This is a genomic window from Streptomyces kanasensis (genome assembly GCF_043077165.1).
Taxonomy (GTDB): Bacteria; Actinomycetota; Actinomycetes; order Streptomycetales; family Streptomycetaceae; genus Streptomyces; species Streptomyces changanensis.
This window is the reverse complement of the sequence record NZ_JBIBSF010000013.1, coordinates 49,445-68,270: the sequence shown is the minus strand read 5'-3', so window position 1 is coordinate 68,270 and position 18,826 is coordinate 49,445. Positions and strand designations below refer to the sequence as shown.

Annotated in this window: 18 protein-coding genes and 1 pseudogene; 6 read left to right on the top strand and 13 right to left on the bottom strand. The window is 69.0% G+C overall.

Annotated elements, in window-relative coordinates; genetic code table 11:
- Positions 1-204: 204 nt before the first annotated feature.
- A complete protein-coding gene (locus ACF053_RS27365; protein ID WP_391956442.1) occupies positions 205-861 on the bottom strand; it encodes a hypothetical protein in 657 nt (218 codons plus the stop codon).
- Between the two features lie 14 nt (positions 862-875).
- Positions 876-2,861 (bottom strand): RNase A-like domain-containing protein, encoded by a 1,986-nt coding sequence (locus ACF053_RS27360; RefSeq protein ID WP_391956441.1) that lies wholly within the window; start codon positions 2,859-2,861, stop codon positions 876-878.
- Positions 2,862-3,273: 412 nt separating this feature from the next.
- Between ACF053_RS27360 and ACF053_RS30275 the strand changes: the two are divergent.
- Positions 3,274-3,453: pseudogene (locus ACF053_RS30275) on the top strand (MobF family relaxase); the annotation flags it as partial.
- Between the two features lie 536 nt (positions 3,454-3,989).
- On the opposite strand, the gene ACF053_RS27350 reads toward ACF053_RS30275, so the two are convergent.
- Positions 3,990-4,304: a hypothetical protein gene (locus ACF053_RS27350; RefSeq protein ID WP_391956439.1), complete on the bottom strand. Its 315-nt coding sequence runs from the start codon at positions 4,302-4,304 to the stop codon at positions 3,990-3,992.
- A gap of 24 nt (positions 4,305-4,328) precedes the next feature.
- Positions 4,329-5,576 (bottom strand): hypothetical protein, encoded by a 1,248-nt coding sequence (locus ACF053_RS27345; RefSeq protein WP_391956438.1) that lies wholly within the window; start codon positions 5,574-5,576, stop codon positions 4,329-4,331.
- 443 nt (positions 5,577-6,019) lie between these two features.
- On the opposite strand from ACF053_RS27345, the gene ACF053_RS27340 reads away from it, so the two are divergent.
- Together ACF053_RS27340 and ACF053_RS27335 are read left to right on the top strand one after the other, a co-directional pair.
- Positions 6,020-6,634, top strand: a complete 615-nt coding sequence (locus tag ACF053_RS27340; RefSeq protein ID WP_391956437.1) for a hypothetical protein — start codon at positions 6,020-6,022, stop codon at positions 6,632-6,634.
- A gap of 545 nt (positions 6,635-7,179) precedes the next feature.
- Positions 7,180-8,232: a hypothetical protein gene (locus tag ACF053_RS27335; RefSeq protein ID WP_391956436.1), complete on the top strand. Its 1,053-nt coding sequence runs from the start codon at positions 7,180-7,182 to the stop codon at positions 8,230-8,232.
- A gap of 296 nt (positions 8,233-8,528) precedes the next feature.
- Here the strand turns inward: ACF053_RS27335 and ACF053_RS27330 are convergent, their stop codons facing one another.
- The 3 genes from ACF053_RS27330 to ACF053_RS27320 all read right to left on the bottom strand — a co-directional run bounded on the left by ACF053_RS27330 (position 8,529) and on the right by ACF053_RS27320 (position 11,994).
- On the bottom strand, positions 8,529-9,485 hold the full coding sequence (locus ACF053_RS27330; protein ID WP_391956435.1) for a hypothetical protein: 957 nt from the start codon (positions 9,483-9,485) through the stop codon (positions 8,529-8,531).
- Positions 9,486-9,498: 13 nt separating this feature from the next.
- Positions 9,499-9,651 (bottom strand): hypothetical protein, encoded by a 153-nt coding sequence (locus ACF053_RS27325; protein WP_391956434.1) that lies wholly within the window; start codon positions 9,649-9,651, stop codon positions 9,499-9,501.
- Positions 9,652-11,262: 1,611 nt separating this feature from the next.
- The gene (locus tag ACF053_RS27320; RefSeq protein WP_391956433.1) at positions 11,263-11,994 is read right to left on the bottom strand and encodes a hypothetical protein; all 732 of its coding nucleotides are present in this window, start codon (positions 11,992-11,994) and stop codon (positions 11,263-11,265) included.
- Between the two features lie 489 nt (positions 11,995-12,483).
- Between ACF053_RS27320 and ACF053_RS27315 the strand changes: the two genes are divergently transcribed.
- Positions 12,484-12,684 carry a RapZ C-terminal domain-containing protein gene (locus ACF053_RS27315; RefSeq protein ID WP_391956432.1) on the top strand — a complete coding sequence of 67 codons (201 nt, stop codon included), beginning with the start codon at positions 12,484-12,486 and terminating at the stop codon, positions 12,682-12,684.
- Between the two features lie 188 nt (positions 12,685-12,872).
- Here ACF053_RS27315 and ACF053_RS27310 read toward each other — a convergent pair whose 3' ends face one another.
- Positions 12,873-13,250 (bottom strand): hypothetical protein, encoded by a 378-nt coding sequence (locus tag ACF053_RS27310; protein WP_391956431.1) that lies wholly within the window; start codon positions 13,248-13,250, stop codon positions 12,873-12,875.
- A gap of 23 nt (positions 13,251-13,273) precedes the next feature.
- Between ACF053_RS27310 and ACF053_RS27305 the strand changes: the two genes are divergently transcribed.
- The gene (locus tag ACF053_RS27305; RefSeq protein WP_391956430.1) at positions 13,274-14,245 is read left to right on the top strand and encodes an alpha/beta fold hydrolase; all 972 of its coding nucleotides are present in this window, start codon (positions 13,274-13,276) and stop codon (positions 14,243-14,245) included.
- A gap of 475 nt (positions 14,246-14,720) precedes the next feature.
- Positions 14,721-14,948, top strand: a complete 228-nt coding sequence (locus tag ACF053_RS27300) for a hypothetical protein (protein ID WP_391956429.1) — start codon at positions 14,721-14,723, stop codon at positions 14,946-14,948.
- A 51-nt stretch (positions 14,949-14,999) separates the two neighbouring features.
- On the opposite strand, the gene ACF053_RS27295 is transcribed toward ACF053_RS27300, so the two are convergent.
- From ACF053_RS27295 to ACF053_RS27275, 5 genes are all read right to left on the bottom strand, one after another.
- Positions 15,000-15,344 carry a hypothetical protein gene (locus tag ACF053_RS27295; RefSeq protein WP_391956428.1) on the bottom strand — a complete coding sequence of 115 codons (345 nt, stop codon included), beginning with the start codon at positions 15,342-15,344 and terminating at the stop codon, positions 15,000-15,002.
- A gap of 34 nt (positions 15,345-15,378) precedes the next feature.
- Positions 15,379-15,972 (bottom strand): hypothetical protein, encoded by a 594-nt coding sequence (locus ACF053_RS27290; protein ID WP_391956427.1) that lies wholly within the window; start codon positions 15,970-15,972, stop codon positions 15,379-15,381.
- Positions 15,969-16,304 carry a hypothetical protein gene (locus tag ACF053_RS27285; protein WP_391956523.1) on the bottom strand — a complete coding sequence of 112 codons (336 nt, stop codon included), beginning with the start codon at positions 16,302-16,304 and terminating at the stop codon, positions 15,969-15,971. The genes ACF053_RS27290 and ACF053_RS27285 overlap by 4 nt, the downstream gene beginning before the upstream one ends.
- Positions 16,305-16,830: 526 nt before the next feature.
- A complete protein-coding gene (locus tag ACF053_RS27280; RefSeq protein WP_391956426.1) occupies positions 16,831-17,721 on the bottom strand; it encodes a hypothetical protein in 891 nt (296 codons plus the stop codon).
- Between the two features lie 277 nt (positions 17,722-17,998).
- Entirely contained in the window at positions 17,999-18,241 is a 243-nt protein-coding gene (locus ACF053_RS27275) for a DUF6411 family protein (RefSeq protein ID WP_344422623.1), read from the bottom strand.
- Positions 18,242-18,826: the final 585 nt, after the last annotated feature.

Sequence of the window (18,826 nt, the reverse complement as noted above, 5' to 3'; positions counted from 1 at the left end):
CGGGTTCCTTCGCGGCTGCCTGACGCGTTGGCGTTCCATTTCAGCTGGTAGATCGGAACGCTGGGGCCGTTCCTCGCTGACGACGGCGCCATCCCCAAGTGCCCGGCTGGGCCACCTGGACGCACCGCTCAGCGGCCTCCGCGTACGCGGAGGCCGCTGTTTTCGAGCCGCCCGGTAGCCAGGTCGGAACGTAGGGCGACGTCCCTAATCCACGAGATAGTCGATGCGCCCGACCACGTACTCCCCGTAGCCCAATCGGGATCCCAGTCGTCCTAGCCGGTCAAACACTTGTGGAGAGATCGATGAGTGGAAGGCCGTGAACGCATGGAGCGCGAAACGGAAGGCGAGCTCGGGGCACACCGTGTCGGCGCACCGGTTCACCGCCGCTCGTGCTTCGGTCAGTGTGACACCAGCGTTCTGGCGTGGACGCACGAGATTAAGCACTGCCTTTACCTCACCGACAACAGCTTGGTGATGGGGCGGGCAGGGAGCGACGGATGTCCAGGAGGACTCCGGCGCACCGAACCGCTGCACGACAGGCACGACTACCGCCAGGACCTCATCGAGCCATTCACGCTCCCGGTCCTTGATCGACGGACTGCCGTCGAAGGCGTTGCTGTTGGTGAGCTCCCAGAGGGTGGAGATCTCGGCGTCGGTCAGTGCCGAATCCCTCAGCCGTAGCAAGTCCTCGATCAGCAGCACCTGGTTCACGATCCCGTGCTGCGTAGAGCCGGTCATCATTGCAATGTGCTGCTGCTCGCTTTCGGCGTCCAGAATCCAGTCGCCGTGGAAGGAGCCACCCAAGGCGGTGATGCCGAAGTCGAACGTCAGGTCGTCGGGAGTGAGGGCTGAGTCGTGCAAAGGATGCTCCTGCATCAGACGGGGTAGGCGGTAGAAACGTAGTAGCCGCCGGGCTTGTGGCCGGGTGCGCGCTGGAGAAGAACGACGTAACCGTTTCCTGCCTTGCTGAACTTCCCGTCATGAGTCATGACATCACCAAGCGAGTTCTTGGCGCCGAAGGTGCCTTTCAGTTCCAGTGGTGTCCTAGCTCCCTCGCGCAGCCATTTCTGAATTCTCGCCCCGTTGCCGGCCACGGCGTAGTCCACCACTTGTTGTGCAGTCTGCTGGTCGACCCAGCGGCTGTTCGGTGTCGGTTTGCCGAGTTTCCGGGTCTTCCTGATCGCCAGTTCCTGCATCTGCTGCTGGGTGACGTTGACGTGTTCGTCCAGCGTGTGCGCGACGCCCGGGAACATCCGCTCTGCGCGTGCCAGGTCAGTGCAGTTGTGGACGAGGACGTCTTGGGTGCCGACCTGGACGTAGTAGCTGTCGATGCCGCTCACGTCCAGGTCGTAGGTGTCCTGGCTGCCCATGAAGCCGCTGGTGCCGGTCACTGCTGCCAGTGCGCCTTCGTCGGTACGCAGCTGGTCGCCCTGACGCACCTCGTCGGCGGGGACCCATGCCTGGCGTTGCGGAAGCCAGTAGCGGTGGTGCTCGGTCGACGTGAGGGAAGCCCGCTGCTCGCTGTGTCCGCCTTCTTCCGCCACCTCCAGGCGGACGAAGCGCTGGTCGGTGTACGACGAGGTGAATGACGCGGACTGGACGGGGCGCGGAAGGGTCAGCTCGGTGTCGCCGCCCGGGTCGGTAGCCAGGACCTCGTCTCCCGGTTGGACGTCCTCGATCGGCTTGCGGGAGCCGTTCGCCATCAGCACCGGCGTCCCGGCAGGGAAGCTGTTGCACTCGAAGGCGGTGTCACCCTTGCGTGCGTTGCGGATGTCGTCAGGGAGGAGTTTTCCGCCCAGCTTGAGCCAGCGCAGCACGGCCAGCGAACCCAGTCCGCGGTCGAAGCCCTCGACGTGTTCGCCGGTCATCAGGTCTTTTCCGGTGATGGCTTCGACGATGCCCTTGCCGTCGCCGATACCCGGCAGCAGGCCGAGCAGCACGGACATCCGGCGCTGCTGTTCCTCGTTGTCAAGGCCGGAGGAACCGTCGCTCCACGTCTTGCCGAGGTTCGAGAAGTCGAAGTCGATGGCCGGCAGCTCACGGAGCTTCTCGGCGCCCTTCGCGATGCCGGGGACGGCCTTGTTCATGTCGTCCATGGCCTTGTTGGCCACACCGATGCCGGCGTTGATCTGGTCCATGGCTTTGTTGGCCTGGTTCAGGGACGTGTTGATGTGGTCCATGGAGCGGTTGACGTCGTCGATCGCCCGGTTCATGTCATCCAGGGCGCGGTTCATCTGTGCGAACCCTGCGTTGATGTCGTCGAGCACCTTGTTGACGCCGCGGAGGCCGTCCTTCACCGCGTCGGCTGCCGCCTTGTACTGAGGGTTGCCGACGATCTGCGCGAGCACGAGGACCAGCTGGAGCAGCAGCAAGGTCATCTGGATCATGACCATGATCGTTTCGATGGTCCGCAGGACATCGAGCATCAGCTTGTCGATGTCGGCTCGGGCGCCCGCTGCGGCGGCTTGGATCCGCTCCTCAACCTGCTTGCGATATGCGGGGTCCGCGATGGTGGTCGGATCTTCCTTGAATGCCTCTCTGAGCTTCTGGAGCCCGGCCACTTCCTTCTTGACGGTCCCGAAGTGCTCGACCGTGTCCTTGTGGAGGTAGTGGATCCCGTACGCGAACACGCCGATGCCCGCGCCGACCTTGATGGCCTTGGTCGCGAATTCGCGGTAGCAGGTCGGCTTCTCGAGCAGTGGCACCTTGTCGCAGCCAGAGATGGCCGCCGAGCGTCGGACGATGTCCGCCAGTCGGCTGTCGTCAAGTGCGGACTCGGCTGCGCTGAGCTTGTTCTCGGCGCCAGCCAGCCTGGCGCTCTGGGCTGCAACAGCACTGTCCTGCCCCATGCCAAGCGTCACGAAGACCCCTAAAAGGGTCAGAAACGCAACTGCTCTCAGTGTGAGTCGGTGGTACATGTGTGTCCTGTGATCGTGGGCGAAGCGCCTACGGGTGGTCAGCCCGTCCGCGGCATCGCCCTGTTCCCCTGAGGCTCCGCAAAGAAGCTCTCGTTACCAGTCAGTAGCTTAGGGGGTTCGTGTATGTGCCCCGAGAGCGGCTGACTTCGGTGCCTGGCCATCCCAGCCATGCCCATGGCGCTTGACAAGTGGTGGAAGGCTTCCGCTTAGTCCCGCCGGGTGCCACCCCCGACCACTCGGCCAGGAATCTAACCCCGTCCTCTACGCCATGGGCGACTCCATTAACCGCACCGTCCCCACCGGGCTGTGGACCGCCTGGGTCACCGTGGTCCCAGTCATGACGGGCGTGGCACTGGCCACGGTGGTGTACGTGATGCGCGGCGCCTTCGCGCGCCACCACCTGCTCGCCGAAGCCCGCCGCCACCTCTCCTACGTCCTGCGCGGCCGACCACACGAGCCCGGCTTGGACGAACAGATCGTGCAGACGGTCCTCGACGACTACACCCGCCCGGCGAGCCGGCGGATGATGACGGCGACGTCCTCTACCGCCGCCAGTGGGCTGAGACGAGGAGTGGGAGACACCCTGTCGGCAGACCTGCTCGCCGCGCTGAACGGGGCCACGTGCCTGGTCCAGGTGAAGGCCGCCGCAGGGGCAGCCGGGGAGAAACTGATCTCGCAGCTTCAACGCCATCTGGACAAATGGCCACACCTGCGGCCCGGTCAGCCGGTCACCTGCGCTGCCTTGATCGTTAACCACCAGCACCGCCTCGACCCCGCCGAGCGCCTTACCGAGGTGTACCAGCGCAGGGTCGTCGACGCGCTCCGGTTTCCCGTGATCGCCTCCGGCGACCTGTTCCGCTGGTGGCGCACGCAGGACTGGCCGGCCGTGCAGGCCGCCGTGCTCGGCCAGGCCCACATAGCAGGAGATCGAGACGAGCCCCCCGCCGAAGGACGCGAGACCCCGGCGACCGGCCGCAAGCGGTGGCTTCCCTGGGGTAAAGACGGAACCGCGTAACGGTCATGACTGCTGGCCGCAGGGGGGATGAGCAGGCCACCGCCGTCGGCGGTGGATCAGCCGGCCACTGGAAGTGCGGGCGTGCAGATGCGGCACAGGCGGTAGCGAATGCCGCCACGCGGGCCGATGCGTTCGGCGACCCAGGCCGCCGCCTCGCTGGGCTCCATCATCCGCTTGTGCGTCGCCCAACCGGAGTTCAGGGTGCCTTCGTGGGCGAACGTCGTCAGCGCGCCCTGCATCCAGATCGAGTCATCCCCCTGGACCCGACCGACAGACTGCTCGATCTCCCGGCACGTGGCCCGGTGCAGCGTGTGCTTGCCCGCGGCGTACGGGTACTGATCGGGCTCGTCGAACCGGCGCCGCTGCTCCACCGACTCGGCGCGAATGGCAGCGAATCACTCTCTGGCTTCCGCACAGACCCGGCACTCGGCAGCACACACCGACACCTGGGCAGCGCCGTCGAGCCGCTCCCAGTCCACCGGCCCCACAGACGGTGGCTCGGCGCGCCGCGACGGCGGGACCTGCGCGAGACGAAGGGCCGCCGCGGCCCGCCGGGCTGCCTCACCCGCAACGCGCTGCCGAAGGGACGAGCGTCCTCGCTTCGCCATACAGACCCACTCCCACCCACCGCTGCTCACCCAAAACGTCAAAGCGCTCCAGGCCGCTACGACGGCCAAGGCGGCGCCACAACCCACCATCATGGCAGTCAGCCAAGCGGGAGCCACCGCACGGCGGTCCGCGATCGGGGAGGACACGCAGTGTCCCTGGATGGGCAGGCGCGCCATGCGCAGAGCGATCCGGTCGGCCGGGGTGACACAGTGGCGCTGCACCGCCTCCAGATCCTCGATGTAGCTGCGCAGCTGGGCCGCCTCCTGGAGTGCGGTCAGGCTCTCCACCGCCTCCCCCGGCAGCACCACTTCCTCCGGCAGCCCGAAACCCAGACTGCGCCGCACGGCCTGGGCCAGGTCAGGCGCCAGAGGCCCGTTACCCGTCAGGGTGATCTCCACGGGAGAGACCTCATGCGCCCGCGGGTGCTTGGCCCGCAGCGTGTGCACCACCGTCTTGCCCTGGCGGGCGAAGTCCACCGTCCAGTGGTCGTCCAGCCCGTCGGCCTGGCGTCCCAGCGCCGTCACCCGGGCGCTCACATCCCGCACCCCGTCCATCAGCAGCGCCCGCTCCTGCCCGTAGACCTTCGCCGCCTCGAACAGCTGATCCCGGGTGAAGGAGACTTCCAGATCGGCGTGTGTGGCCAGCAGCCCGTCCAGCTTGGCCCGGTCCCACACCTCGACCCGTACCGCCTGTCCGGCTGCCAGCGAGGTGACGAACTCTCGCTCCGCCGTGGTCAGGGTGCACGGCACCACCAAGATCCACTCCCATGGCTGGTGCTGCAGAGCCCGCGTGAACGACTGCTTGATCGACTTGCGCCGCCCCTTGTGCGCCGTGGTCGGGAAACCGTCCAGGTAGTACTTCAGCTGGAAAATCCGTACCCGGGTTCCGTGGCTGACCTTGATGTCGATGCCATCGTCCCCGCCGCGCCCGTTCACCACCTCCACACGCGCCGCCGCGTCGTACACGCGGTGCGCCAGCGCTTCCACGATCCGGTCGAACCCCGGCTGCCCGACCCGCTCCCACTCCACCGCCATAACCGGCCCCCTGCCCTCGCAGACACCCCAAAGCGATGATCCCACCCGGCACTGACACCCCCGCCGGCGCTACGCCACACACCGATGCCGGGCCGAACCACTCAGGCCAGTTATCAGAACGATCCCCAGCGGCATGCATCAAGGAAGCCATTGGTGACCCGCCCGTCGTCGTCACGGACCGGGCTTCTACCGAACTCGCAGGTCACAACCACGGTGGGAGGGCGCGTAAGCGCGGCCCAGGCCGCACAGGACCGCGTCGCGGCCGGAACCGCCGCCCGGTACCGGCCCTGTGGACACTCGAACCGGACCGCCTCGTGGACCGCTCAGGTCTGGCCCAGGCCGCGGGAGTGGCACCTGCCGCCCTGCCCCACCCGACATACGGGCGTCGCAGTCTGCCCGCCGCGCAGCTCGAAACCGCCCAGGGCCCGTGCTGGTCCCAACCCGTGGCCCGCGACTGGGCCGAGGAGCACCGCAGGAGCGACCGACTGCGGGCGTTGCTGTCCGGCACGACGACGTTCGGGACCGAACAGCCGGCCGGCCTCGTCGCCGACCACAACCACCTCACAAAGATCATCAGCGACAGCCTGGGGGACGCTGACCGCAGCCGGAGGAAGCGCGGCATGCTCGGCAAGACGCACCATGAGGAAACCGCCAAACAGCTCGCCTGGTGGCCCGCGGTCGCCCTCAGCGACGACACCGACGGCTTCATCCCCGTCACGGCGCTGCGCACCACCCTGGTCGAGGCCGTCCTCGGAGGCCTCGCCGACGACATCGAGCGGACCGGTAGGAAGAACCGCTCCCGCGTCTCGCTGGGGGACATCCGGCGCGACGTCGTCAAGCTCCTTGACTGGTACATCCTGCGGGAACCCGCCGCAACGCCGTCGCTCTTCGGCGACATCTGCCTGACCGCCCGCTTGCGCCTCGGGCTGCCGCCGAAGGACGTCGGCGACCTCCTGCGGCACTCTCTCCACCTCGACAGCCAGCTGGACGGCGACACGGTCGACGCCCTGATGGATCTGGCACTGCCCCCCTCCGCCACAAGAGCCGGCGACCGCTGAACCTCACTCGCCGCGACCAGGCCCGGGCGGGGGTGAGCGGATACGGGAAGGGGCAGGGCGGTGACAGCGGTCATGGTGGCGGCGAGCGCGACAGTTCGACGCACGAGGGGGTCAGGTGCCGCTTTCGCCGAGCAGGAGGCGTGCATTGTCCTGCGCTTGCCTCCGCCACTTGCGCTGACGGTCAGGACCGCCACGGTGCGCCGGCGGACGGTCAGAAGCGCTTGACTCGCGCTGCACGGCGAACTCGGCGTAGCCCTCCGGCCGGCACCCCAGGGCCCCGCGAGGTTCTTCCCGTTCCCCGACGGCCCGTGTGGCCAGATAGGGGCGCCGCCCCCGCGGCCTTCCCGGGGGAGCCGACGCGAGAGGAGCCTTGTGACCGTGAACAGGAACCCCCGGCCCCGGCCGGGTACCGTCCATCGGGTCCCGCGGTGGTTACTGTTGACCGCCGCCGCCGTACTGTCCGCCCGCAGCCAGGAAGGGGCCAGCGCTCTCACCACGGCGGCCGCCGTCCATGCCCTCGCCGTCCCGGACCGCAGGAGCCAGCCGTGACCCGCACCCCGCTCTCCGCCGCGGAACGCGCCCTGACCGCCGAGGTTGGCGGGCTGGGACTGACTGTCACCCGACACCAGCTCGAACGCTGGCGCGCCAAGCGCTGGCTGGCCCCCACCGACCAGTGGACCGATCCCGCAACCCGCGCGCTGCGCCCCGACGTCGTTTGCCGCGCCGCATGGCTCGCCGCCCTCTCCCGGCCGGGCCGCAGCATCAGCTGGGTCGGCTGGGCGTTCTGGGCGTTCTGGGCGCTCGACAGCACCGAACAGACCGCCGTCCTGCTCCGCCAGGCCCTGCTCCGCACCCTCCAGCTCCCGCTGCGGCAGGCTGGCGTCACCCTGGCCCAGATCCCGCAGGGCGACAGCGACGCCGCCTTTGCCACCCGCCAGCACCTCGCCGAGCGCCTGCTGCGGGGGCGGCGCGCCATTGGACGGGACCTGGACGGCCTCCTGCGTGCTCACGCCACCACCGCGGGCGTCACTCTGCCCGGACCCCGCACGGTGTCCAACCCCTTCGCCGCCGCCCTCGTCCGCACCGGAGCCCGCCTCCTGATGGGCGGCACGGCCGACGTCAGTGTCGAGGAACTCACCGATGCCTGGCGCAGCGTGTGGACCGGCCCGCCCGAGCTCCTCGACCGGATCACGGCCGCCCACCTCGCCGCCGACCACGCCGGAGACGACGTGCGCACCCCGTCCCCCCTGGCCCATGGGCTGCCCGGCTGGGTCAGCGCCGTGGAGCACGCCGACGCGCACCTGTTGTGCGAGGCGGTCCGCGCCTGCACCAAAGCCTCCTCCACACTGGCGAAACTGCTCCTGGAGCGGGCCGACGCCCAGGTGCTGGCCGTGCTGATGGACGACATCATGTGGGACCACCGGGTCCGCGCCGGAGGTCTCGCTCCCGCCGGCCGGCTGGGGGAGGCCGCGATCGCCCTGAGTACCGTGCAGTACCTCCTCGTCCCCGGCTGGGCCCAGGACCTCCGCCGCTACCAGGACCGCATGGACCGCCTGCTGGCCGCGCCCGCGCCGACACCGGGCGACGGTGTGCTGTAGCTCTCCGTACGCCGACGGGCGGCGCCTGGCACGGCTGCAGGAGCGCGTTGTGTCCCGCTGGGGGGACACAACGCCGGGAAATGTCGTGCTGAGCTGACAGAAGCGTCACGTACGGGCGATATCCACGCGGGAGGCCGTGCAGGACCGGGCCTCCCTCGCGTCTCGTGCAGAAGCCGGGACGGCGTGGCCGGGACGATGTCCGATGACCCGGACTGTAAGGCGGCGGCTGTCCGGCGGTCCCGGTACCGGCTCGCCGAGCCCTACAAGGCCACGCCTGGCCAGCTGCACGGAACCCATCACCCTGCCCCCGGTGCGAGATGCCCGTTGTCCAAAGGGGACGGACCGACGCCGTTGAGACGGGCGGTGGCCTCCAGCGAGCGCAGCAGCACCGACATCGCATTGACCGCGGCCGTGCCCAGTCTCTTCGCTTGCAGAGAGTCCACGGTCCGCCCGAGCGCCATGACCGACCTCGCCAGGGCGGGCATTTTCACGTCCTCGGCGCAGATGGCCACCGCCCTCGCGAGCGACAGCAGCGACTGCTCCAGCTCGGGGGTCCATCTGATGACGGGGGAAGGCGTCCGGACACGGTGGACCAGGGCTGCTGGCGAAGGGCGGGGTAGAGAACGCTCCCGTACCGCCGTACGGCCGGCAGTGCGCTCCCACGCCTTCTCCCAGCGACCCATCTGCGAGGCGGGCACACCGCAGCCGCGCAGGAATGCCGCGCACTGTTTCCAAGTGGCGGGCAGACCTCTGCGCCCGGTGATACGCCAGACCGTGGTCAGCGGCAGAAGCACGCGCCCTGCAATCCCCGCGTCGGCGGCGCGCGCCTGGAGCACCCTCAGGACGGGCGCGCCAGCGCGTTCATAGGCGGCCGCCAGGGCCGCGGCAAGATCGGCCCGGGTACGGATACCGTCCACGTGCGGCGCCCGCAGACCGGCGAGACGCCCACGGCTCTCGGCCCGCGCAGTACGCCAGAGTCGAAGGGCCTCCTCCTCGCCGCCGACACCGCAGGCGCGGACGAACGCGGTGACGGCCCGCTCGACCGGTACACCCTGGGCGAGGTCCACCACGCGCTTGAGTGTGGTCGCCGAGACGGAGCCGGCACCGTCAGTACCGCTCGTAGTGCGCGAGTTGGCCGCCAGCCGGGCGTAACTGCAGCCGCTGCGCTCCTTGAGGCTCATCAGATAGCCGACGAGCCGCCGGTGGTAGCGGCCGGGAGCCAGGGTGCTGCCCCGGCCGGGGGGCGGGTTCATGGCAAGCTCCCCTCTACCGGGCGCCGTGTTCGGCGTCGGCGGCCGCGCGAGCCGCTGCGCCGGCTACTGCAGACAGCAGGGCCCTGCCGCCTCCGACGACTGCGGTGGTGACGGCGCCGATCACGCCGCAGCCCGTCAGCAGGCCGAGCACGTCGCTCACGGGCATGCCATGCATGCACAGGGCGCCCCCCACGACGGGGAAGACGATGATCCCGCACGCCTGCGCGGGGCCCGCCGACCGGCCGACGGGACGGTCCCGACCGGACGGGGGAACGACTCGGGGATGGTACGGGGACACGATGATGGAACCTCCGGATGGGGTGCGCGGCCGCCGTCCCCGCATACGGATCCGGCAGCCCGCGCGCTGAACGTGCTACTGGCCGCAAAACCGGACCTGCGGAAGGCGGTTGATGGCTGCCCTCCTCCGGTGCCGAAGAGGATGGCACGCTCAGTGGCGCTCCCGCTCACCCCGAAAGCGCCAAAAGTCTCTTTTGTTGATTTCTTGGTCCGCAGGTGTTCTGGACAGCGGATCTACGCGCAGCCCGCTCGAACGCTTGTGGTCAGCCCCTTCCGTATATCGCCCCCCGCCGACCGGTCCGCTGGTGTTTCAGCCCCGCTTGCGCACCACCCCGTCAGGGAAGATGCTGCCCTTCGGCTTGGTCGACGCCGCGGTGGGGCCCCAAGTCCTTGGCGCCCCACCGAAGCGTCGGCACCGCGCCCCCTGGTCCCGCTACTGGCCGCAAACCGACGCGAACAGGGAACCCCCGCCCGGCATGGTGATGCGTGCCCGGCGCTCGTGGAGGGGCCGCTCGCCATCATGAGCGGCCCCTCCTTCGGCTCAGCCGCCCACCCCACCGGCAACACCGGACTGTCCACGGCAACCGTCAACACCGGCAGAGGTAACGACCACGTCATGCACTCATCCCTTCCGCCCCGTCCCCGCGCCCGCCACCCGTGCCGGGCCGGCCGGGGGCGGGCGCGGGGAGTCCACCCGGCAGGCGACACCCGGCCCGGGGCGCCGGGCTCCGGGCGGCGGGCGGCGGATAGGCTCCGTGCCAGCCCTCGCCGGTATGGAGCGCGGGGGATAGGCCCCGGTCCCCGGGTGACGGGACCGCAGTACGGCCGGGGCCGCCCCCCACCCCGCACCGCCGCGCCTGCCCGGCCCGCGCCCCGCGGCGGCCCCTGGCCTGTGGTCCTGGTCCTTGGGGTCGTCTTGGTGGTGTTCGCCGGAGGCGTCAGCCGCTTTCTCCGCCCAAGAGGTTCGTGAGAATGCCGAGGGTAAAAAGTTCTGCGCCGCCGCAGTGCTGGTAGCTGTCGTCCTGGGGGACCTGGGTGACGTTCCCGCCGGCGGTGCTGGCGCTGGCCGCTGCCGTGCCGTCGGCACCGGCGTGGGAGGTGTTGTGGCAGAGGTTGCCGAAGGCCGGTCGGGCAGGATGCCACCAGCCGAGGCGGGTTGGGCGCCGGCGAGTACGCCGAGGACGACCGTGCAGCCGATACCGACACTTCTGGTGAAAATCCGTGTGCGCATGCCGCACTCAACGTGCCGGTGAGCGGGGTGGTTAGACATGCCCGACGGCTGACACCAGGCCCTTGGCCCTGCCGGGAGGGCCCTGTTCGTCGTCCTGGCGGTGCTTGATGAAGCCGGCCCCGCCCCGCGCGACGTCCACCGTATCGATCTGGCGGGCATGCTCCGCGTGCCGAATGTGACGATAACGGAGGGGTGGGAAGCCACGCGGACCAGGTAAAGGGCGTGCGGACTGCGGGCCCACGAAGAACATCAAGGACGAAGAGTGTCGTCATCGGTGTCGAATGAGTAGCGTGATGCCGTGTCGGAGTAGGACAGGAAGGGGCGGCCGCCGTTATCGATTTCCGTCTTCCCTTCTTTTCCGTCAGCCACCCAGTGGAGTGTTGCGGTCCACTCCACCATTTTTTCTGAATAGCCGTTCAGTTTGAAGACTTCAGGGTCATCGGACGATACCTTGTATGGGAAGTCCGGTGTTCGCTTTCCGCTAGCATCTATCTGTGGGGACAGCTTGGGATTGCCCGCGTCGAGATCAATGCTGAACAGTCTCTCTTGCAGCCCTTCGCCACATCCGGTGCCTACATGCATCAACGCGTTTGGCACGGGCTCGGTGCGCTTTTTGACAGATATCTCCAACCGTGTCAGCACGATGGCCTTATCGGATGGGTTCTGAATTGTGACCTCGACCAGGGACCCTGTTGGCAAGTCCGACCCCGTCGCCCGGCGGACGCGGTCGAAGATTTCCGCTCGACGGTGCCCATCCGCATTGGACGAAGCCGAGGTGTTGCGAAGCGCTTTCTTCAACTCCCCGGCGACTGATGTTGCGCCTTGATGCAAAAGCCACGTCGTGCATGTGGCGTCGTACTCCCTCGGGGCGACATGTATTTTTGGCCGGAGCGCATCGTCACCACTGAAAATGGCAGAGACCAGTGAAGTGCCGCCCTGCTGCAACCAGCCGCTGACCACAGTCACAGCGACTGCTGTCACGGCCGCCAGAACTGTCGGTCGCCGCCACCAAGGGACGGTTGCCGCCGGGCCATCAGGCCCTGGCTCTGGTGCCGTCGGGTCACCGGACCCAGGATCTGTCACTCTTCCACCAGCGCTGGACACTTGCCCCCCGAAGCAGTCCTAGAAGAGAAGACGAAGATACCGCCTGGGATCCAGGGGCGGGGCGGTAACGACATCTCACCGGGTCCTCATAGCCTTCCGACACTGCCACCCGGCCGGGAGGGTGGGGGCATGCAGGCCACGCACCTTGCCGGTACCGCCCTGTCGCCGCCGTCATCCGCTCGATCGGTGCCCGCCACGCCGGCGCCCACGACCTGGTCACCGACGGCCTCTACCTCGACCTGCGCCGCGCGCTGCGCAACCCGGCCGACGATCCGACGATGCGTCACCGCACCGGTCTGGACGCGGACGTCCACGCCCACGTCCTGGCCACCCCCGGCGGCCCGGGAACTGATCACCCGCACCGCCGTGCAACTGCGCGCCCTGGCCGACGAGACTCTCCCGGGCCGCCTGGTCCGCCTCACCGTGGCGTGCCAGGGAGGCCGCCACCGCTCGGCTGCGGTCGCGGAAGTGGTCGCCCGCCGGGTGTGGAGCGCGTGGGGCGGCACCTACGGCGTCGACATCGAGCACCACCACATCGACCACCCCGTACTGCCCGCCAAGGACTGATCCGGAAGGCCGGCCGCCGCGCCGGATGGGCTACGTTCACACCGGCCCCGCCCGGCGGCGGTTGCCGGCCGCCACCGCCGCCGTCACTGCCGCCGAAGGGCCGGGGTGCGCCAGTCCCCGCGCTGGGAGAGGCGCTGTACGGCATCTCAGCACCTACGAGGCCGGAAAGCCAAGTAGTTCCTTGGCGCTCAGCTGTCTTTTTTGTTCCGGACATCGGCGGTCATCATCTCGACGAGCTCTGCGTACTTGGTTCTGTCCTGTAGCTGCTCGCGTAGATCCCTCGGCCCCGTGAAGCTCAGCAGCTTGTCCCGGAGCGGTTGGTTCGCGACGAGCAAGGCCTCGGAGAGTTTCGTGCCGACATCGAGGTCGTCAGCACCCACTCGGTGCACTGCCTCAAGCAGGCCGGCGTACTTTTCGCGCCTATGCACCTGCCAGGCCGCGGCGCGCGCCATATCCTCCACCTTGATGGTGGCCCCGCTGGCGTGCTTGGCTTGCCGCACGCCGAACCACCCGCCCGCCATCGCGCCGAGCAGGCTCAGCACTGCTACCAAGGCTGTATCGGCCATACGCCACCTCCTGCCTTGATGAAGTGCGCTCTTTAACGAGCTGGTCAACCCACATCGTGAACGCTGCGGCAGCGTGCGAAGGCCACCGGAGGTTCCCTTGGGACCGCGGCGGAAGCGTCAGCACGCTTGGGCGCTCTTCTACCGTCACCCGCTGCGGAAGGTGTCGCCACTGCGGCGGAGGCGCCCGCCCGCGGGCCCGCCCCGGCCGGGCGCCGCGCCCCTCTCCCGCTCCTCCGTGCCGATACGGCGGAAGCGGTCGGCCGGCGGGTGTGGAGCGGGTGGGGCGGCGCGTACGGCGTCGACATCGAGCACCACCACATCGACCACCCCGTACCTTCGCTCGCCTGGCCAATGAGCTGCAGGAGCGTTGGTGGATCATCGCACCTGACCAGGGAGGGCACGGCCATTCCGACCGTCCTGCGGACTTTTCCCGCGACGGCTACGTGAGAGACGCAGCCAACCTTCTCGACTGCTTGGGGCTCATTGACACCGTCGTGCTCGGGCACTCACTGGGAGGCGTCAACGCCTACCAACTCGCCGCTCGACACCCGCACTTGGTCAGCGCTCTGATCATCGAAGACATCGGCGCCGAGGTCGATGATGACCTGTCTTTCAGCCGGTCTTGGCCGCATCGAGCCCCGACCCGAGCCGGGCTTCTGGAGGGTCTCGGGGCGTCAGCGAACTACCTCACCGACGCCATCCGCGAATACCCCGACGGGTGCGGCCTCGCGTTCAGTCCGCAGGACATGATCACCTCACAGCAGCAGCTTAACGGCAGCTACTGGAGCGACTGGCTCGCCAGCGATTGCCCTGCCCTGCTTATCCGCGGCAGCCGCAGCTCGGTTCTCAGCAGCCAACACGCGAAAGAAATGGCGGCACGACGCCCCCACACCCAGCTCATCGAGCGGCCGACTGGTCACACCGTCCATGAAACCGACCCGGTCGGCTTCGCTGCCACTGTCAGCAGCCTTCCTTGCCTCCTTGTGACCCCATAGCGGCCAGCCGTGTTCCACAGAGGCCTCTGCCCCTGTTGTGCACTGTTCCTCGTCTGGCTGCCGCCGTGGCGCACCACGCCGCTGCTGGATGTGCAGTTGCCGCCCCGTTCACCCGCCGCCGTGCGGGTGCCTGGTCGATCCCTGGCTGCGCCTGGCGTGCCGCGGCCGCCGACGGCTCCGGCACCACCGCTTCCTCGGGCCGGGCCGCAGACGGCGGTCGGGTCGGTAATCAGAGGGCACGGTGCCCACTCCGGGCGGCCTCCTTCCGCGGGTGCCTCGCCGCAGCGGTTGCCCGCCGGGCCGCCTGTGCCTACTGTCCGGTCGCTGCCGGCTGCATGGCCGCGCGGGGCGGCAGTCTCAGTCCTGGGTGATGACCGAGCCGTCCTCGGCGGCCCGGTCCACAGCTTGCTGTAGACCCGCAGGTCTTCCTCGGACAGGTTCGCATCGCCGTAGACGCGGACGGTGGTGGTGCCGCGTGCTGGAACTGCGCGACGGCAGCGATCACGGCAACAGGGGAACCGAGATCTGGTCGAGTCAGCTTGGCATCAACCAACTCGCCCGCGCCGTGATCCGCTGCTTCGACGAGGTCGCACAGACCCATGGCGAGAGCGGCTACCGAGGCAAGTGGGGCGAGCACTTCCCCCGAACCGAACTCGAAGCTCGCAGACGCCTCTGGCGTATTCACCAGCCCCAAGCAACGTAGTCGCGCCAACAGACTGCTCAGGTTGAGTGAGACAAGTCAGCAGGGCAACTGTCACCGCTCAGCTCCGCGGACTCCCGTACAGGCGAGGACTGCGTCGGCGTCGTCGGCGAGGAAGAGCATGAAGGCCCACGTCCGGTCTGGTGAGAAGATGCAGCCGATCCTGACCTGAGCGGCTTCGAGCCGGGTGAGGATGTCGACGGTGGACGGCAGGGCGAGAGTCTCAGCACCTCGCTTCCTCGCCCGTCGGAGACGAGCCGCGTAGATGCTGGCAAGCTGCTGACTGGGAACGCGGCCGTCCCATACGACGAAGTCGCCTCCGGCGAGAAGCGCCTCCCTGGCGGCTTCGCAGGCCGTGGTCTGGTCGCCCAGCATCCCGGCGAGTTCCGCCCGGTCCATCTGTCCTCCTCCCGCCTGCTGTCCCGTAGTCCGCTCAGTCGTCGAAATGGAGGCCGGGCCGGGTCCAAAGTGTGAGGTCACTGCTGGTGGCGACCGCCAGGGTCAGGCCGGAGGGAGAGAACCCGGCCGCGCGGAGTTCTGAGTACTCGGAGTGGAAGACGTGCCACCACGTCCCTCCCGCCAAGCCTTTGTGGGACCCACCGTCGGCGGAGAGGATGACGCGGTCGTGGGGCCACTCGGGGCTGACGACGTCCAGGGTCCAGCCGTCCGGCGTGGTGCTGTGCAGGCCGCCGCCGAAGAGTCCGGCTATGCGTACCGGGACGCCCGCGATTGGGCCGAGCCCAGGGCAGGTGAGGTCCGGGTGGGCGTCGGGGGTGCTCGTTTCCGGGGCAGGGTCCCGGTCACGGGCGATCTTCTCGCCGGTGACCGCGTCGAAGAGTCCATGGCCGTTGCTGGACACGGCCATGATGAGGTCGTGTCCGCTGTCGGGATGGACGGCGAATCCAATACCGAGAAGGCCCCCGATGGGAGTTCTGCGGTCCATCACCGGCTGCCATGGCTCGGGAGCCGGCATGACGGTGGCGGCGAGATAGCGCTCGCGCAGCTTCTGCTGGTACTCCGTGATCAAGTCGTCTCCTCGGTGCGATCCGCGTCGAGGGTCTCCCGCGCAGCCGCCCACGTCGACTCGAATTCTTGGCGGGTGATCTCGGTAGCGCCATCCGCCTCTTGCCATCCGCGCAGTGCGCCTTCCGCGAGGACGCCGTACTGCCGCTCGTAGGCGGCTATGGCAGCGAGGTCGCCACGGTCACGGATCTCGATGACCTCCGCCAGCGAGGCTGCGGTCTCGGGCTGGCGCTGAGGTCCTTGCAGGTCGACCTGGCGCAGTGCCCATTCCTCGCAGTCGAGCTCGAGGTACGACCAGACATCGCTCTCGCCGTCGTAGGCGCGGATCCACAGCATCACGCTCACATGATCTCTTGGTGAGGAGAAGGCGCGTTCGGCGAGGCCCACGGGCCGACCGCCCCGTTCCCATGGAAGCCCGTCCGACGCTGTGCGGGGACTGCGACCAGCGGCACGAGCCCGACTGGGAGGAAACCTGGCCGGGCACCAATCGTCAGGACCAGGACCAGGACCAGGACCAGGACCAAGACCAGGACCAAGCCGTGCCCGAGCAGAAGGCCGGCGGAACCTGGCTCTCACGCTTCCGTAGGTGACACCACCGGACCCGGCTGCCAGTGGTGGCTGCAAGGCTGAACGGATGGACCGTGATGACGAGCAGCTGCTGCGACGCGGCCGGGTCTACGGCGCCGACCACGACCCTCCGGTCCCGGTGTGACGTGCCGCTTCTATTACTTCGGTGACACGCCTGACCGTCGGCGGTGGCACGACGCTGTACGGCGCGTGCCCGGTAGCGCAGCCGCCGGGCTCGTCGTGGCGGTCGATCACCACGTTCTGCCGTGCTTTCCCCTCCACTCGGTGAGCGCGGTCAGGGCCTTCTGGGCACGGACAAGTTCGCCTCCGAAGGCGCCAGCGCGGCGGAGCGGCCAGATGTCTGTGAGTTCCGCCTCGATAGCGGCGGCGAGGCCGTTGTTGTCGTAGCCCCAGGTGGAGTGGAGGAAGAACTCTCCCGCCCAGGGATAGGCGAGGAAGTCGTTGTCGGCGTCCATGGCGATTCGACGAGACGGAATGGGTCGCGCAGCGTGTCCTTCACCCAGTTGCTCTGGGGGTAGAGCAACTTGCCCCCGTTCCCGGCCGGGTGCATGTCGTGCATGCCGTCGGTGCTGAGCACCCGGTTGGGGTTGAGGTACCAGGCCGGCCCCTGGCGGCTGTGTCCGGAGCGGGGAACAGCCCACTCTGGGCGGTGAAGGGCGGTGGCCAGCAGTTCCTCGCGGTGGCTGAGGACAGCGGCGACGCCGATCGTCCAGGTGGCCAGAAGCGCCGGAAGGTGGCGCAGCTTCTCCAAGTATTCGTTGTAGGTGCCCGGTGTGGTGTCGCGAAGGCGGACGAGCCGCTCGACGGCGCGCTGCCATACGTGGTCGTGGGTGCCGTCGTCGTGGAAGACCCCGTTGGCCAGCAAGTGCAGCAGGGTGTCGCTGTCGGCTCGGTATCCGCGGACGTTGGAGCCGAAGGTGTCCGCCCAGGTGGTGGATGTGGCAAGCACCAGCTTGTGCTCGGGCGTGCTGCGGTCGACGATCTGGCTGACGGCCTGGTCGACGAGGTCGAACAGCTCGATGCGGCGCAGGGGGTCGGGCAGGGCCCGCTTGAGCTGCACGACGGCCACATCGCGGATGATGGGCGCGGTGGTCAGGTGGTCGAGGGCTTCGATACGGCGCACGAGGTTGGTGAACAGCTCGTCCGCGTTCTTGCCGTCGATCACGATTGCGTCGTGCTGGGCGGTGAGACGCTGGGCGGCGTCGCTGAACCGGCCGTACTGCGACCAGAACAGGGGGTACCGGCGCGGCCGGGTGGACTCGATGGCGCGGACGAGTACGTGAAGCGGCCCCGGCGGCTGTCCCAGTCGAAGCCGCCGATTGCCTCTCCCAGCCGATCGAGGAGATCGAGCAGCGCGGGCAGACTCTGCTGCTCGCCCTCGCAGACACACCGCGGCCCGGCCGCCAACGGGGATCGCGTGCCGGGCCGAATGGGACGTCGGGTCAGAAGGGCATGTGGCCCCGAATGCGGCGGCCGGCCGAGCCACTCTTGCCGACCGCCTTCGAGCTGCTGCTGAACGGCTTGCTGAAAAGGCGGCCCAGCGGGCCGGGGGCCTTGCCGCCCGCGCGGGAACCCAGGCCGAGGGTCTTCTGCGTACCGCGCTCAGGGTGCTTGGAGAGGCGGGGCAGGAAGAACGCCAGAACGGCGAGTATGACGCAGACGGCAATGATCCCGGCGATCATCATGGTTGGACCCCACTTCCTCGGTGGTGCGCTGACGCTTCGTCGTGTGCGACCGCGTGTACCCGTCGAACCCTCGGTCACGCCCCGGCTCCGGCCGTCGTACGGCCGCCGACCGAGGTCGCCGTACGGCCGAGGTCGCCTCAGGCCCCCGGGCCACTCCGCCCTACGGCCGCCGCGCCGGTACCAGACCATCCACCGGGGGATCACGGCGAAGGACCACAGCCAGGCGGTGCCCGTCCTCGTCACTACCCTGGAGCAGCTCCAGGAGCATGGCGTCGGCGCGGCGGCTCGTTGTCGTTCCCCGGCCGCGCCGCCACCACCGCGCCGCCGTTCGCCCCGCCGGTCCCGCCGCGTGTCGGCTGCCGTCACCGGGCTGCTGCCGTCCGCCGGTCCGGCCGTTGAGCCGCTGAGCCGCCGTCCCCCGGGTCCCGCGCTGGCCGTGGCCCGAGCCGTTCCGGCGCCTGCGCGCCGTGCTGCACGCCGTCCGGCCGCAGGCCGGTGCCCGGCGGGCTGCGGGGTGCCTCCCCACCGCGGTGGCCCGCCGGGCTGCTTTCCGGTGTGCCCGGCGTCGGACCGTCCCGCCGCCCG